General features: G+C 40.0%; 18 protein-coding genes. All 18 read right to left on the reverse strand.

Annotated elements, in window-relative coordinates:
• Positions 1-22 precede the first annotated feature (22 nt).
• Positions 23-1,210, reverse strand: coding sequence for an N-acylneuraminate cytidylyltransferase (locus M3180_RS21685; RefSeq protein ID WP_251671406.1), 1,188 nt, complete (start codon positions 1,208-1,210; stop codon positions 23-25).
• Positions 1,195-2,061: an N-acetylneuraminate synthase family protein gene (locus M3180_RS21690; RefSeq protein ID WP_251671408.1), complete on the reverse strand. Its 867-nt coding sequence runs from the start codon at positions 2,059-2,061 to the stop codon at positions 1,195-1,197. The genes M3180_RS21685 and M3180_RS21690 overlap by 16 nt, the downstream gene beginning before the upstream one ends.
• Positions 2,062-2,407: 346 nt before the next feature.
• A complete protein-coding gene (locus M3180_RS21695) occupies positions 2,408-4,282 on the reverse strand; it encodes a motility associated factor glycosyltransferase family protein (RefSeq protein WP_251671410.1) in 1,875 nt (624 codons plus the stop codon).
• 114 nt (positions 4,283-4,396) lie between these two features.
• Positions 4,397-5,212, reverse strand: coding sequence for a flagellin N-terminal helical domain-containing protein (locus M3180_RS21700; protein ID WP_251671412.1), 816 nt, complete (start codon positions 5,210-5,212; stop codon positions 4,397-4,399).
• A gap of 164 nt (positions 5,213-5,376) precedes the next feature.
• Positions 5,377-6,186, reverse strand: a complete 810-nt coding sequence (locus M3180_RS21705) for a flagellin N-terminal helical domain-containing protein (RefSeq protein ID WP_251671414.1) — start codon at positions 6,184-6,186, stop codon at positions 5,377-5,379.
• Positions 6,187-6,284: 98 nt separating this feature from the next.
• Positions 6,285-6,683, reverse strand: a complete 399-nt coding sequence (locus M3180_RS21710) for a hypothetical protein (RefSeq protein WP_251671416.1) — start codon at positions 6,681-6,683, stop codon at positions 6,285-6,287.
• Positions 6,676-7,065, reverse strand: a complete 390-nt coding sequence (fliS, locus tag M3180_RS21715) for a flagellar export chaperone FliS (RefSeq protein WP_251671418.1) — start codon at positions 7,063-7,065, stop codon at positions 6,676-6,678. The genes M3180_RS21710 and fliS overlap by 8 nt, the downstream gene beginning before the upstream one ends.
• A 25-nt stretch (positions 7,066-7,090) precedes the next feature.
• Positions 7,091-8,506, reverse strand: a complete 1,416-nt coding sequence (gene fliD / locus M3180_RS21720; RefSeq protein ID WP_251671420.1) for a flagellar filament capping protein FliD — start codon at positions 8,504-8,506, stop codon at positions 7,091-7,093.
• Positions 8,507-8,518: 12 nt separating this feature from the next.
• On the reverse strand, positions 8,519-8,881 hold the full coding sequence (locus M3180_RS21725) for a flagellar protein FlaG (protein WP_251671422.1): 363 nt from the start codon (positions 8,879-8,881) through the stop codon (positions 8,519-8,521).
• A gap of 12 nt (positions 8,882-8,893) precedes the next feature.
• Entirely contained in the window at positions 8,894-9,145 is a 252-nt protein-coding gene (gene csrA, locus M3180_RS21730) for a carbon storage regulator CsrA (RefSeq protein WP_251671424.1), read from the reverse strand.
• On the reverse strand, positions 9,139-9,591 hold the full coding sequence (gene fliW, locus M3180_RS21735; protein WP_251671432.1) for a flagellar assembly protein FliW: 453 nt from the start codon (positions 9,589-9,591) through the stop codon (positions 9,139-9,141). The genes csrA and fliW overlap by 7 nt, the downstream gene beginning before the upstream one ends.
• A 14-nt stretch (positions 9,592-9,605) precedes the next feature.
• A complete protein-coding gene (flgL, locus tag M3180_RS21740) occupies positions 9,606-10,496 on the reverse strand; it encodes a flagellar hook-associated protein FlgL (protein WP_251671434.1) in 891 nt (296 codons plus the stop codon).
• A gap of 10 nt (positions 10,497-10,506) precedes the next feature.
• Positions 10,507-12,105, reverse strand: coding sequence for a flagellar hook-associated protein FlgK (gene flgK, locus M3180_RS21745; RefSeq protein WP_251671436.1), 1,599 nt, complete (start codon positions 12,103-12,105; stop codon positions 10,507-10,509).
• A gap of 37 nt (positions 12,106-12,142) precedes the next feature.
• Entirely contained in the window at positions 12,143-12,652 is a 510-nt protein-coding gene (locus M3180_RS21750) for a flagellar protein FlgN (RefSeq protein ID WP_251671438.1), read from the reverse strand.
• Positions 12,653-12,674: 22 nt separating this feature from the next.
• The gene (flgM, locus tag M3180_RS21755; RefSeq protein WP_251671440.1) at positions 12,675-12,941 is read right to left on the reverse strand and encodes a flagellar biosynthesis anti-sigma factor FlgM; all 267 of its coding nucleotides are present in this window, start codon (positions 12,939-12,941) and stop codon (positions 12,675-12,677) included.
• A gap of 533 nt (positions 12,942-13,474) precedes the next feature.
• Positions 13,475-13,894, reverse strand: coding sequence for a TIGR03826 family flagellar region protein (locus M3180_RS21760; protein WP_251671442.1), 420 nt, complete (start codon positions 13,892-13,894; stop codon positions 13,475-13,477).
• A 167-nt stretch (positions 13,895-14,061) separates the two neighbouring features.
• Positions 14,062-14,910 (reverse strand): ComFC family protein, encoded by an 849-nt coding sequence (locus M3180_RS21765; RefSeq protein WP_251671443.1) that lies wholly within the window; start codon positions 14,908-14,910, stop codon positions 14,062-14,064.
• On the reverse strand, positions 14,907-17,073 hold a 2,167-nt coding region (locus M3180_RS21770; protein WP_251671446.1), incomplete at its 5' end, for an ATP-dependent helicase ComFA. The genes M3180_RS21770 and M3180_RS21765, both read right to left, overlap by 4 nt.

The raw sequence follows: 17,073 nt of genomic DNA on the forward strand, positions 1-17,073 counted from the left end.
CTCACCGTAAAATAAATGGCCTCTACCAGAGGCCATTTTTCACTTCTACTTGCAGAATATGATCACATAATTCTCTTACACAGCCCTGACCGCCGCCAGTTTTACAAATATAATCAACTTCTCTAAGTACACTATAATGAGCATCTTTAGGTGCAGCAGACAATCCTACTAATTTCAGACAGTCTAGATCATTCACGTCGTCACCAATATAAGCAGTTGTTGCAAAAGAATATTCATGGTTCTGCTCAAAAAATTGTTCTAAAAACTTCTTTTTGTCCTTTATTCCCATAAATAAATAGTCTGCTTTTAACTTGTTGGCTCTATTTCTCACTACTTCAATGTCCTCTGCAGTTAACAACATTACCTTGATTCCCGCTTTTTTTACAAGCTCAATTCCTTTACCATCTCTTGTATTAAACTTCTTTAATTCTTGTCCATCAGTCGAATAGTACATACCTGCATCCGTTAACACTCCGTCAACATCACTAATTAGTAGCTTTATCTTAGCGCTATCCAGCTTAGAGTTTTTTTTGAGTCTTAACATTTTTAACCTTTCGGCAATAACCCAGTCTGTTGGTTCATCTATTTCGAAATAAGTATCCTCTGACATTTCATATAAAGAAATCTTCCCTGACAACCTGCAACGTGAGGAAAGTAAACTTTCGCGATTCATTATATACAGAGCTCCATTTTCAACCAGATACCCTTCCCATTCTTGACGTCTAGGCCGTTTAAAAGGATTATAATTAGTAGCAATAGAACCTTCCGGACTATCTACCCATATAAATCTCTTCTGCCGAACAACCGTCAATAAACTGTCCGCTCTCTCCTCTTGGAACTTTTCCAAGGCGCTCGTTATGTCAATCGCCTCCAATAAAGGAGACGTAGCTTGTATGAGTACGACTTTACCAAATAATTCACTAGTAGCAAACTCCAGCAAGGCAGTTTCAGTGGAAGCAGTATCTGTAGCACTTTCAGCAGAACGTCCAATTACCTTTACCTTATCGAACCCGAAGGATTCTACAACATTCTTGATCTCGATACTATCTGTTGCAACGTATACCTCATCTATTTCTAAGCATGTTACTGCTGCTCTTATAGTCCAGTACACGAGGGGCTTGCCACAGAAATCATTAATGTTTTTTAGAGGAATGCTTTTACTGCCTCCTCTAACTGGAATAAAAGCTACTGTTCTTAATGATTTCTCCATTTCAATTTCTCCCTTTGTTCCACTTCGATGTCAAGAAGATCCGTTTGCTTATATGTTAGTGCTTCATGAGTACCTCTTAGATCTCTAGTCAATCTACGGAGCCCATCAGGCTCCAAGCTCGCTGCATGATCCGTTCCCTTCCAAGTTCTATTCAATGTATAGTGACGTTCTATTGTAGTAGCACCCAATGTATAGGCAGCAATATCAACAGAGATTCCATTGTGATGTCCAGAAAATCCTATTTCTTTAACTCGAGATCCATACTCCTCCTTCAAACGAGAGATTTCAAGAAGGCATACGTCCTTTAACGGAACAGGATATCCCGAGGTACAACTATATAACACTACATCCTTAATTCTCTTATTCTTTTCAAAAAAATCTAACATTTGCCGCTCTTCTTCTCGAGTCGTCATACCGATAGATACATGTATCTCACCTTCGTAGGATTCACACAAATAACCTAACATGTCGTAATGCAGATTCAAAGCTGATGGAATTTTTATCAGTTCCGGTTGCAAGGATACGATTTCCTTTGCTGATGTAAAATCCCATACAGATGTACTATATGTCAAACCATACTCTTCACACCATTTTTTTAATGTTTTATGTTGATCTAAATCAAACTCCAAATATTCCCTGTGACTTCCGTACGTATCACCATAAGAGTTATGAGGATTAGGATGTGGAGCATTATATTGCTCCTCTGTCAATAATTCTTTATTATTTCTTTTTTGAAATTTAACCACATCTACTTTACAGAAAACTGCAGCAGTCATAATTAGTTCTTTAGCAATTTCCATTTCTCCTTTGTGATTACATCCAACTTCCGCAATTATTCTTGGTTTTCTCATGACTTATCTTCTCCTCTATCGTGTTTAATCCTTAACATATTCATTTAATAATTTCTAACTCTAAAAAGATATTAATCTTATCACCTTGACCAATAATCTTCCCGGATACTTCTTCACTCACTATCTTATACCATGAATTAATATAATTAAATCATCAGCACAAAAGAGTTAAGACATTATTTGGTATTTTAATTTATGAAAAAGATTAGTTTAGATGTTAATAATTAAGTTGAAAATTTGCTAATTGCAAGCAAAATTCCATAAGATATAAAACATGCACGGTTCATAACAACTATATCTCTTTTTTGTTACTAGTTATATTAAATGGTTTGAGCAAACTATAGATTTAATCATTCTTTTGCATAGTTACTGATGGTAAAACCAAATCGTTCTTAATACCCTCAAATTCTTTTATCATTTCATTGAAAGATATTTTTATTTCCTTGATATAAGGAACCACAATCTCATTTAATAATTTTGACTTACCTATTATAGTCGGCTCTTTTTCAATGTTTATAACTAATTGATCGTATTTCTTTGTTAGGCTACGATTCCATGAAGGTATAATACTCTTAAATAATTGATGTTCAGTCACGATAGAAAATTCTTTTTCAAGCTTCGCCAGCATATTCATTGCTTTCTCAGGCATTCTTCTTGAGTATTCTTCTATTTTCATAATTATTTTTAGAGATACATCACAGCTTCTCATTAATTTATTGCAATTTTCGATAAATTTATTTATACGCTGGTGTACAGTATTTATCTCAATATTTCCTATTTTCAACCCTTGGCCAGTGATCGATTTGATTTGAGAAAAGTCATAGTCACTTTTTAAATTTTTTACCACTTCAAGAAAAGGAATAAACTTTGTTCCTTTAATTTTCGCTCCCAGCGAAGAGGTGTTAATAAATTCTATTCCCTCGATTGACTCGATTAAGTTTTCTATATTTTTCTGTAAAGACTTCATTGAAGGATTTGTGCGGTTCATAGAGCCTTTAACATTTTCAACCTTCAATTGACTCGCTGTGACTCTCTGCTTCAAGTTGTCTACAGTTAAATGATTAGCTCCTTGAGCGTAATACCTTTCTTCTGGGAAAGACATATCTTGCCCTGCAAGAATAATTTTTTTAGCTCCTAAATATTTTGCGATTTGAATCACTGTACCAGTAACAGAATTTGTCGCACGAAACATATAATCTACTTCAAGATCGGGAAGTAAATAATTTATAATAACATCACTATTAAAAAACGCGTAAAATAATTGTGAGAATTCACCATTCAAGATATCAAAATAGATTTGAGGTACAAATACTAACGGAATATTTTTAGTATTACTGTTTTTGAATGCTCTTCCAGTAGCTTCACCAGGATCCATAGAGACAACCATGTGAGGCTCAATACCAAAATGCAACAACGATTGAATGCTTGAACCCGCTGCAATTATTAGCATTTTATCTTTATATTGCTTTATTAACTCTATATCTAACTCCAAAGAAGGACCTGCTCCTACTACTAATATTGAACAACCATCAAATTTATTTCTTAGTGATTCTATTGAAAGAGATTGACTCATTTTCACTAGGTTGCGAATACTGTTTCTATATGGCTGTGTTCCAAATATTTGCTCGAAACCTCGTCCAATTAATTCTGCTTCCCGGAAGTTGTAGTTATAGTTATAAAATTTCCGAATAGATTCCAAGTCAATTTCCGCATAAAATGGTATAAATATATCTATTTTCTTTTTGACAGAATAAATATTTAATAGAGCATGGAAGATCTTATAATGCTCTTCTAAGTTACCAATCCTTAGTATTTTTACTTGGGGATGTAACAATAACTGCTCTATGTTAACTACCTTCATAGACTCAACAAATATATCTATATCCGGTTCGAATATATATAAATTCAATGATGGATTGAACTCGATTAATTTAGCCAAGTGATGCGTCAATCCCATGCCGTACATGACGACATCATATTCTCCATTTTTCAATTGACTATGCTCTTCTAACCAAGTCTCCAAATCACTCCCGTCATTTGCATACAATGATTTCAATTCATTTTCAAATACATATGTTAGATTAACAAAACCATTTTCTTCATACACAAGCTTGCATTTTTTTTCATTATTATTAGTATTTAAATATTGTTGGACGGTCTCAAATATATCCTTTTTGTATTTGTATAAATACAACAAATTCTCCTGAAGTAAATCACTCATGAAAGGCCTCCACCATCAAATTATTAATAATAAATATGTATACTATATATCGACATATCTAATCATTTAATTAATAAAAAAAGCTGCCCTGAGGCAGCTTTTTTATTATCAATATTATCCAAGAAGCTTCAATACGTTTTGTGGCACTGAATTTGCTTGAGCAAGCATAGATGTACCTGCTTGTACTAGAATTTGATTTTTCGTGAAGTTCGTCATTTCTTGAGCCATATCTGCATCTTTAATACGAGAATGTGCAGCAGATAGATTTTCTGCGTTTACGCCAAGGTTGTTAATAGTATGCTCTAGACGATTTTGTACAGCACCAAATGTTGCACGTTGTGTAGATACGGATTCAATAGCTGTTGCTACTGCAGCGATTGCAGCAGAAGCACCTGATACTGTTGATACAGATAGGCCAGAAATATCCAAACCGGATGCACCAATAGTCATGTCACCACGGTTTACAGAAATAACATCTGTGTTGTTTACACCAGTTTGGAAGCTTACTGCACTAGCAGTATTCAACAGGTTAATACCATTAAATTTTGTGCCTTTCGCAATGTTATCAATTTCTGTTAAAAGTTGACTAACTTCTAATTGGATCTTAGAACGGTCAGTTGAAGCATATATACCGTTTTTAGATTGGTTAGCAAGCGTATTGATACGTTGTAGCATAGAATGTACTTCTGTTAGCGCACCCTCAGCTGTTTGAATCAAGGAAATACCATCGTTCGCATTACGTTGTGCTTGCTGCATACCGTTGATTTGGTAACGCATATTTTCAGAGATCGCTAGACCAGCTGCATCGTCTGCTGCACGGTTAATACGGTAGCCTGAAGATAGCTTTTCCATTGTTTTGTTCATTGCATTGTTGCTTGCAGTTAGGTTACGGTGTGCATTCATTGCACCTACATTTGTGTTGATAAACATAATTGATCATCCTCCATGATACATTTATTTGCCACTTCCGTGTGGTCACATTACTATTATCGACACTATTACATAATTAGTTTATAGTGACAAATAAAAATATAATTTATTTTTATATAAATCTAATAAAAAAGCTGCCCTGAGGCAGCTTTTTACCGGATTTATTATCCTAGAAGCTTTAATACGTTCTGTGGTACAGAGTTTGCTTGAGCAAGCATAGATGTGCCTGCTTGTACTAGAATTTGATTTTTCGTGAAGTTCGTCATTTCTTGAGCCATATCTGCATCTTTAATACGAGAATGTGCAGCGGATAGATTTTCTGCGTTTACACCAAGGTTGTTAATAGTATGCTCTAGACGATTTTGTACAGCACCAAATGTTGCACGTTGTGTAGATACTTTTTCAATTGCAGTTGCAATTGTTGCAATTGCAGTAGATGCTCCGCCAGCTGTAGATACGGATAAACCACTAATTCCTAGTGTACCCGCTGTCATATCCCCACGGCTTACAGAAATAACATCAGTATTATTTACACCAGTTTGGAAGCTTACTGCACTAGTAGTATCCAATAAATTAATCCCATTAAATTTAGTTCCTGTAGCAATGTTATCAATTTCCGTAATTAATTGTGCTACTTCCAATTGAATCTTAGAACGGTCAGTTGAAGAGTAGATACCGTTTTTAGATTGGTTAGCTAGTGTATTGATACGTTGTAGCATGGAGTGTACTTCAGTCAGAGCACCCTCTGCAGTTTGGATCAAGGAAATACCATCGTTCGCGTTACGTTGTGCTTGCTGCATACCATTGATTTGGTAACGCATGTTTTCAGAGATTGCTAGACCTGCTGCATCGTCTGCTGCACGGTTAATACGGTAGCCTGAAGATAGCTTTTCCATTGTTTTGTTCATTGCACCGTTACTTGCAGTTAGGTTACGGTGTGCATTCATTGCACCTACGTTTGTGTTAATAAACATATTGATCATCCTCCATGATTTTAATTGCCACTTCCTTGTGGTCACATTACTATTATCGGACTTTGAACTTCTTTAGTTAATACTTTAGAGTAAATCTATTATTTCTTTTCATCAAAATAATAAGAGATTACATCACTGAAATTGACTCCACCGTAGGATTGTAGGGTTCTTCGTTGTGTTGTTACTCGTTTCATACTTTTGGAAGCTTCAGCGTACAACAAATTTATTCTTTGAATTAACGTTTCGTTCAGTTCACTTAATTGTTCAATATAACGAAAAACTGTCTCGCTATGCTCCTCTATAATACCGTTATAAAGTTCTACATTTAATCGAATCTGATTTATGCTAGAGATACACTTGGATTTTCCCTCTTCCAAGCTCTTAATCTCATCTAGTTGTTCATCATATGAATCTTTAGCTGCGATATCAATTTGTTTCTGTAACAAGATTACTAATTGGCTATAGCTACTCAACAGCAGATCTTTTGAATCATCCATTCATCTGTACTTCCTTGCCAATTTGTTCCCACGATGATTTAATATCAGCGATAATGTTAATTGCTTCTTTTAATGGTTCAGTAGTCTTTTCAAGATTACTACGAGTAGATAATTCAATCACATATGTATAAAGCGCATAAAGATTGTTAGCAATTTCTTTGCCCTCATTAAAATTAAGACATGAGATTAATTCATAAATAATATCTTGAAACTTCTGAATAGATTTATTTTTACCTTCAATATCACCATGCTCTATAAATCCAATCGCTTGGTTTCCAAAGCGAATGGCGCCTTCATATAGCATCGTAATTAATCGATGAGGAGAAGCTGTCTCGTATTTATTTTTTTGATATGCTTGATATCCATTAAGATTGGCGATCACGATATCCTCATCCCCTATCTAACTATTATTTTTTGTTCATATTACTCAATGAATCAAATTGAGACTTTAACCAATCCGAAGTACTGTTTAGAGAGTTTAACATCAACTCCATGTTGTTAAACTGCTGCTTTAACCGAGCTTCCTTCATCTGTAGTGAACGTTCCATTGCTTCTAATCTCTCATCTACAACTTTAATCTCGCTGTCGTACCCAGAGATTTTCATAGCAATTATCCCTTGTGTAGAGCTAGTATACGTTCCGCTTAGACGCTCCCACATTTGCCCGATTCTATCCGTAAATACTGCAGTTACTTTACTAGGGTCTTCCGATAATGCATTAGCAAATGCTGTTTTATCAAACGCTATTTTACCTGTTAATGGTGTTCCTGGACCAACGTATTTATCAACACTAAGACCTAATTCCTCCATAAACCCAACATATTGATTGCCTTCAAATACGATACCAGTAAATACACTATAAAGCTCATCCTTCAATGACTTTAATGTCGTATCTCCCTGCAATGGGTTTATTGAATCCTCACCATCAGGTTTTGCCAGGTTAATGTTCATTAGATCTATGAGATCATTATATGCCTTCACAAAACTTTCAACGGAATTTGTAATTGCACTAGTATCTCTTTCTACCGATAATGTTGTAGTACCCTTAGAAGATAGGTTTAGAGTTATTCCATCTATTAGGTCATTAATCTCGTTAGTAGATCGTGTTACTTCTATGCCATCGATTTTAAGTTTAGCATCTGTAGCAGCCTGTACAAATGTATTCGACTCTCCACCAAGCTCAAATCCTATTGGTTGGTTTCCGCCTTTTACTGCTGTTATATTTAATCTATAATCCCCATTACCAGTCACGTCAACTAGAGTAGCTTTTCCACCGTATTCCGTCGGATTATTGTTTATTTTAGTAACAAGAGCTTTGAGAACATCTGCATTAGATTTAAAGGAAGAAGGATCACCCAGATCTCCCAAATTGATCGTCATGGTATTATCTGGATCTTCTGTATTGATTGAAAATACAGGTGTATCAAGACCAAGTGCAGTATCAGTATTAGTATCTAAAAATAAGTTCTTATCATTTCCCTTGATACCAGAAAGCCCAGTAACCTTATGCTGAGCAAGCTCCAGAACTTCGATGTTATAACTACCCTTAACAGCCGTCTCGCCAACCGTAGCTGTAGCTACACCACTAGCAGAGAATTTGGAAGTGTTTTTATTGTATGCGGATGAATACTGTAAATCTCTAGCTAGATTTTGTAATGCGCTCAATTTAGTATTTAATTGACGAAATACTGCTTGTTCTGATTGCAAATTGGATTTTTTATTTTGTAAATTCGTATATGGAATACGCTCTACTGCCATCAAATCACCGACGATTTGAGTTGTATCCAAACCAGATCCGGATAATCCTGTTATGCTGAATGCCATATCAATTACCTCCTAACGTTTCTCATCAATGAAAAATCCTACCATATCCTTAAGCTTTGCAGCTAGATCAAGCACATATTCCGCTGGGATACTGTCAATAACCTCTCTTGTCTGAACATCTACGACCTCAACGTAAAACTGCTCAGCTTCTTCGTTAAATTTCATACGAAGTGAGTGATTTAGCGCGTCAAACTGATTATTTGCTTTTTCTAGTTCTTTGTAAAGCTTATCCTTGCTTTCTTGCAAGTCTCCTTGCCCTTGTTCTCCCTTGTAAGAGGCAGCTACATTGTTATCTTGTGATGCCGTTCTCTTGATGCTTGGTAGTTGACTCCAATCAACGGTGGATCCTTCCATACGATTGATTGAATCAAGCACAATTATTCCTCCCTATTCTTTTGTGTTTTTCTGAAAACTCCCCAGATTCAACTGCTTCATCATCTCTTTAGCGTCCTTGCTTGAGACGGATGATTGCATATTTTCAGCTTTAATCGCTTCATATACCTCTGAGCGCAAAATGGGTATATGCTTAGGTGCTTCAAAGCCTAGCTTTATCACTTCACCTTCTACTGCCAAAACATGAACCTCAATATCATTAGCAATACGCACGACTTCTCCAACTTTTCTCTTAAGTACTAACATGATGCTTCACCTTTAATGACTAACGGCTCACGAATACCTAATGCTTCGTTCGATATGACGTACTGGCATCCCTTTTGAGTTTCTGGTACAACTAAAATCGGCGCTCTTAAATTTACAAAAGGTTTTTTATCAATAAATCGCAGCACATAAAAAATGACTAAGTCATCTTGGTTATTGATTCCTAACTGTTCTATTGTAGGCTCGTCAATTTTAAAGCTAATATGATTATCACTTAGTGTGGCCGGAAACAACATTAAGCTAATTTCCTCGCTGAACGATTGCAGAACATATAAATCAGAATCTTCTAGTGGCAACAGTGCAAACTTGTTCAAGTGAGAAAATCCAACGATCCCTTGAGCAAAACTATATATTTGTTTATGTTCGACCTTTATCTCACCATATACCTCGCTATGGATCAGTTGACTTAATGCTACATTCTCACTCACAGTAATTGCACTCCTTAACGAATATAATCTAATAATGACATTTGCATTACTTTTGCACCCACAGATAACGATGCCTGCAGAACATTCTGCTGCAGCTGAAGCTGAACAATGGCATCTGCCATGTCGACATCAGCGACCGATGATCTTAATGTTGTTAAACTAACCTTCTCATCGGCTATTCTACTTTCGATTAAATCGAAACGATTCATTCTCGCACCAACCTCAGCAAGGCTAAATGAAATTCGTTCTATCGCTGAGCCAATATTGCTTAAGCTGCCAGATATGGCTGTTTGATTATCGTCTTCAAGATGCTGAGCAATATCATCGAACATTTTAAATATATTGTCGGCAGCATCTGCTTCTCCAAATACTTGCTCGCCTGGCAAGCTAACAGCAACTGTTACCGATGGACTCACGTTCAAGTAATAAACGCCCATATCAGTATGGTCGCTTGCAGCAGTTGCAGAGTCATACGGCTTAACATCTGTTTTCTGACCATTAAATATGTGTCGACCATCGTATGTACTGTTTCCTATGGTAACCATCTGCTCACGCAATTGTAGTACTTCTAAACGAATTTGTTCTCTAACCTCTGGTGTAATCGTTCCGTTTGCAGCTTGATTTGTAATTGTATTCAGACGCTGCAAAACACTATTCGCCTGCTGAAGGACCGAGTCTGTCTGGCTTAGCCAACCATTTCCTGTTTTAGCATTCTGTAAATACTGCTCATTCCGGGCAAGATCTGTTGTATAGCGCATCTGATAGCCAATACCGACAGGATCGTCACTTGGCTTATTAATTTTCTGCCCAGTGGCCAGTTTGTTCTGCCAGTCTAGAATATCAGCATTGTTGTTACGCAGATTGCGCAGTAGCTGCGTATTCTGCATCATACTTGTAATTCTCATGTGCTACCTCCTATCGGCCGACGATGCCCATATTATTAATAATGCGGTCTAGCATCTCATCTACTACTGTCATGTTACGTGCAGCAGCGTTGTAAGCATGCTGAAAGCGAAGCATATCTGTAAGCTCCTCATCGATGCTTACTCCACTTGTCGCTTGTCTTCGGATCTCTACATTGTCCACAAGATTTCCGCTTCTCTCATAATTGGTAATGGCGATATCAGAGCGTGTTCCAAGGTCGCTGACGAATGCACGGAAATAATCATCTGTAGTACCTTCAGATAGCGACGTTAATGCAACAGGATACGTAAATTTAGCATCACGCAGACTTGTTAAAGCAAGCGCTACGTCACTATTTCCTTTGATCGTGTGCATATCCGTACCATTCGTACCGCCTAAATCATATTGACCTGAAGCCGCAACTTTATTCGTGTCTGCTAGTATCTCAGCGTTAACTTGGATGTTATCTATCGTAAATGGTACAGAATTATCCTTCGAAGTAAAGAATGCAATTCCTGTCTCTGCTGGTGTATTGATGGAATAACCGAGCTGATGTAACCCGTTAAAGCCGTTCACTTTGAACGTTACGGGCGATGTAATCTTAGAGCCAGCTGGGATCGTATCTCCTGCTGGGATAGCAGTCACGTTACCCGCAGCATCGGTCACATTGACATCGTTCTCCGCTATCATATCAGTAGAGGTTTTATAGCCGTTTGGCATCGTAACTTCAATCTCACCGCGCACAAGCGTATCGAGCATCGCATTCAGTTGATTGCGCACGAGATCAATATCCTCTAGTGATTTCTTATAGCCGCCGATCTCACCACCAGTAATTGTCGCAACATCGTTCTGTGTTAAATATGTTGGCTGTAGACCAGTCACGACCTGTATACCACCACTGTATACATTGACCATTCCTTCTGCGTCCTCTGCATATTGAACATCTACGATCTTAGATAGTTCATCAAGCAGTACATCGCGTTGATCTCGGTAATCGTTAGCGTTATCGCCAAGCATCTCGATCTTGCGAATGGTGTCGTTAAGCTTGGTAATACCATCTAATAAATTGTTAGCTTGATTGAGCTTAATCGTAGTGTTGCTCGAGATATCAGCTTCTAGCGTATTAAGTGAAGTCCCGATCTTGTTGAACGTATCTGCCATATTTTTAGCGTTTCCGATAAAATCAACACGTGCACTAAGTAGGTTGGCATCACGATTCATTACTTCAAGCGAGTTCCAGAACTTGTCCATTATTGCACTAACACCGTTGTCAGACGGTTCATTAATCATCGTTTGAATAGCTTCCATCGTAGAATTATAGATCGTATAATAGCCTAAATCTTGATTCTCACGGCGATATTGCAGGTCTAGATAGCTGTCGCGTACGCGTGTAATACTGTCATATTGTACGCCCGTACCAATTTGTCCAGGTGTATGAACGCGGTTAAAGCCTGGCACATACACGGGATCTGCGTTTGTCATATTTACACGCTGACGTGTATAGCCTGCTGTTGATGCATTCGATATATTATGTCCAACTGTGCTAAGTGCTGTGGACTGTGTTAGCAGTGAGCGCTTGCTCGTTTCTAATCCATGAAATGTGGATACCATGATCTTCCCCCTAATTACTCACTAATTACTTGCTACGTTATCCTCTTGTATCGTAAAGGCCCGTTCTTCGCTGCACATCAGTGCCGGGGCTAGGTCGTTTATACGTTACTTCATCCTCCGGCGGTCCGCATATCGCGTCCAAAGAAAAATGTACATATTCTAGCGAGAGCTGTATTAACTGTTGGTTATGTTCATTGGCTTTCTTCAATTGCTCGGACATATGAGCCAGATTATTCTGCAGCTCAGCAAGCTCTTGCTTCTGCTTAGGATCGATGACAAGCTGCACTAGCTCTGAGAGTGTCATTTTTAGCTTTGGCCTGAAGCCTAGCTCACGCTGTAGCTTCGTCATCAAGGAACGAGAGCTTGCCTCCAGCTCTGGGACAGGCTTCAATGCCTTCGTCTCCTTCATGGTGATCATATTGATCGACTCAATATCGTTCTTAATAATTGCGTTTTTCTTCTCATCTGCAAATGTGAATAACGCACGATAGATAAGCAGCAATTGCTTTAATTGTTGGACAAGCTGCTGAAAGGTTGTCGCTTCCATCCTTTACCTCCATGCTTATGCGTTATTTTTTAAAGAATGGCAGCAGCTTCTCTGCTAGCTTACCTGCTTCTACATGATACGTCCCTGTTTGAACCGCATGCTTCAGTTCTTTCACACGCTCCGCACGTTCAGAACTCTCTGCGCGGCTGCTTTCTAGCATCTCTTGTGCTTCTGAAGAGATCTGTACTTCATCCTTCTTAGATGCCAGCTTGTTTTCCTTACGGAAGTCCACCTGCTGCTGATAACCTTTATTAATTCCGTTCACACGATTTATGTCATTGATTTTCATTCATCTCACCCCATTGTAAACAAACTAAAAAGCCGATAACTGTTAATAGTATTATCGGCTTCATCTGTTTTTTTATTTATAGTATTGTTCAAAAAGAACAGCTTTCAGTATCAAGAAAGTGCCTTTTTGATAAAATTCTCATAATTCGTATCCAATCTTAGATGTCGATTCCGCTACAATGTGTTACTTCGTGATTAAGGACCAAGAAGATAAAGCAATACTAGAAAGCGAGTAGCGCAGCGTACGTTTTTGGTACGTGAGCAACAGAGCTTTCGGTAGGGCTTCATATTCGACGTCGACTATGCTACAATGTGTCACTTTGTAATCAAAGTTGGGCTTTTGAATTATAACTTATAATCAGAATTAAAAAATCCAGCTTTCAGCACCGAGAAGGTTGAAAAAAGCTAGGGACTGAGGAGCGCAGCGTACGCATAAGGTACGTGAGCACCAGAAGGCCCGGCTGAATTCAAGATTCGATGACGAACAGCGTTCACTTCTACTTCGTGATCAAAGGTGGATTTTTTAATGTTCCTCTAACGGTCTTTGTATTGATTAATGCCTTTATATACCTCTTTAACCTCCTCCTCGCTAAGCTTTTTCTCTTGAGCGAGTGATTCATTCGAGAATAGATTTTTAGAGGCATTAACTAGGCGATTTCTACAGCTGTCGCATAAGTTATTGCTTTGGATTAATACACCGCATGATTCACACGGGTAGGATAAGTTTGGTGCATCCATTAAAGATATACGGCCTTCACGAATAAACTTCGTAATTTGTCTAATGCTTACTCCCGTTTCCTCAGAAAGCTCTGTAATGGAAGCTCCTCTATTTTCTCTTAAATAATTCGCGCATGTCTCGTATTCCTTGTCAATCTCGCGAACGCAAGCTGGGCACACATCTCTAAAGCCCTTCGCGAAAATCTTCCCGCACCGAGGACAATTGTCAATATTCATACCAGTGACCTCCCCTTAACCTACATTATACTTATAGTACATGTTCAAAAAGTCAGCGCTTGTTACCGAGAAGTTTTCATACAAAAGGCTTCTTGAACATCCCTTATATAGTTTATCGAAAGAATAGCTACTTTTCATTAGTTTATGATTCCATTTCTATGTCGATTTCATGACCTTGCCCAGGTAATACTAGCAACATGAAGTTCACATGGGCTGCTTTGCATCATGGCCTGTGCGCATGCATGAACGGTGCTGCCGGTTGTATATACGTCATCAATGAGCAATATATGAAGCTTGTCCCGCTTCCCTACATGTCGCATCAGCATATTCCAGCCTTTCGCAGAGCTTTGGTAGCGACTGTCGATCCCTTGAAAGCGCGCACCACGGCCTTGATGACTTTGCCTCTGCTCATGCGAGGTCCGAACGAGCAACTCTACATACGGCACACCCACTGCCCTACTCACAATCTGAGCCAGCTGGTACGCCTGATTAAAGCCTCGCTCGCGATACCGCTCCTCACTTATAGGCACAGCAGTTACTGCGTCCCAGAATACCGTCCTGCTCGCCTTCAGCCACCGTAGAGGCGGCTTTCTGCTCGCTCTCCATGCCTGTTCTAATCGATGCTTAATAATGAGCTGTGCACTCACTCGCTCAATGGCTGGCATGAGCATGGTACCTAGCAAATCCGCTAACCGCTCATCACCTTGGAACTTATAGCGATGAAGCCATTCCTTCATCATCGATTGATAATCGACTGCGCTGCGATTCAACCATAATGAAGATGCTTGTCGCAGCTGGCAATCTGGACAGCGATGATGTCTGCCGCAATGCATACACAGCACTTGATCAATCCAAGCAATCTCGTTAAAGCATGGTGCACATAAATATTGTGATAGCTTTTTAAGCGTTACTCGGTCTAGCAAAGTAGAACTCAGTGCTTGCACTCTTCGACTGGTACAGATCATGCATAATGACTCGCTTGGCTGAAGCCATCGTAATAAATCTGAAGCCTTCATCTTCTCCACACTCCTTGACGCTTTGATCGATATTGTGGCAGTAAGTATCCTAAGTCACTCGCCAGCTCATTCATGCTTTTGATCTGCTTCACAGCCTTGCGCTGTGCCTCATTCCACTGCTGTGATAAAAAATATACCGCGCCGTTCGGCGCATCACCTGAGCGACCTGCTCTGCCTGCCATCTGCACGAGGGAGGCTTCATCGAACAGCTCCGCTTCGGCATCACATATGTAGACATGGCTACGCGGTACCGTCACTCCACGTTCAAGTATAGTCGTCGTGACCAAAATTCGAATGTCTCGATTACGAAAAGCAATTACCTTCTCCGCTCGCTGGGCGTCCTGTGACGATGTCGCTTGAATCGACACATGTGGGAAGCTTGCTCTAAGCAGTGCAGCATAGGCCTCAGTATGAGCGATACGCTGCAAAAAGATAAATACCTGTGCATCGTCCTTAAGCGAGCTGTGCAGCGCCTGGATTAAAGCTGAAGGAAGCGTTCGTTTTTTGAGTTGTTCGGCAATTAGTGGGGTTTTCAAGCGAATGGGAACGGGCAAGGGATGTCGATGATAGCGAACTGGAAGCTTTACGTAGGCAAGACGTCCTTTATTAAGCTCCCGCTGCAAATAGGCGGGTGGAGTCGCTGACAGCAGCAGTCTCACCCCATGCTTCGTGCTGCATTGCTCTGCTACGCGATACAGACGTTCATCACCATGATAGGGAAAGGCATCAAGCTCGTCGATAATGACGAGGTCAAAGGCTTGGTGGAAGCGCATAAGCTGATGTGTCGTTGCAATGATAAGCTGTCCATGCTGCCAACGCTCTTCACTGCCGCCATACAGCGTTGCAATGGATAGCTCAGGGAAAGCCTTGTGCAGCCGGGGAGCAAGCTCCAGCACAACGTCTCTGCGCGGTGTCGCTAGCAGCACTCGGCCGCCTAGCTTCGTCATATAAGCGACGAGTGGAAAGATCATCTCAGTCTTGCCCGCACCCGTCACTGCCCACAGTAAAAATTGTCGTGACAATGTGGTAGAAGCTGCGCGAATAAATCGGGGTAATCTTCTAGTGGTTAAGCGTTGGTGGACAAACGTTAACGCTTTAGTCGTTGCCATCTGCTGTGCATCACTTAATCCGAAAGCCTCCAGATCTAGCACACGTGAAGGGGGGTGAATGTTACGAGCATCGGTAGTAGGCGAGTGATAGTGTCCCATAACGACAACACTACATGTTCTTGCTCGTCCCATCTGTAGGCACGTTTTGCAATAGTAGCAATGCTCACCACAAAATGGGCAATGATGTTCACTTTCAGTAAGCTCTGTTTCATAGCAGCGCAAGCAGCGGAGCAAGGGCCGCTTCCCTCTTAGACTCACTAGCTGAACAGCGCTGCGTAGCTTGATGCTCCCTTGCAGCACCGCATAGCGAAACGCAGCTAACAGCTGCTCCTTATTCTCACTTACCTGCTGAGCTCCTAGACTAAGCCACTCGTCATACAAAAGCTTTCTTCCTTGCAGTAATGATGTAATGTGCTGCTGTAGCGCTTGAATACGTTGATTATTTTGGTGGCATTCATTAATGGGAGGAGGACTGTGATGAAGGCTACCAATGCTATCCCTGTATTGATGACTATGGAAACTGTCTACACTGTCTATGCCTTCAAACTCCTTACCCGCCTTCAAAACATTAGAAGAGCCTAGCATACCGGCAATACTCTCGTATGCAACCCAATGGCCTGGTAAGCGTTTGCCAACTGCTACGAGCTGCTGAGTGATAACATGTTGATATCGCTGCAGTTGATCTCTCGTCCCGGTCCGTGATCCCACTTCCTTCCTTACGGTTTTCTGTACATACCTGGCAAGCCAATCCGCCAAATAGAGCGCTATTGGTGCGTCATACACTAGAAGTCGCTCACCTTCACGCAAGCACGCTTGCCACTGCTCGATCTGCAATGCGCTGCGCTTCTCGTAGGGCAATAAAACGGCTCGAGCACGCTGCTCTAGACCTACAATCGCAAGTTTACAATACACACTATCCCTCCAAACCGAGTAGGAGGGGGCGGCTAGCCCCCGTCCTCTCACACCACCGTGCATACCGTTCGGTACACGGCGGTTCATGTCATATTCCGCAAAAGACTGTATCTGTCCGTTAAACTTCTCAGTCCAAGAGATG

Origin of the sequence: Paenibacillus camelliae (genome assembly GCF_023715345.1) — a bacterium.
In the GTDB taxonomy this organism is placed as follows: domain Bacteria; phylum Bacillota; class Bacilli; order Paenibacillales; family Paenibacillaceae; genus Pristimantibacillus; species Pristimantibacillus camelliae.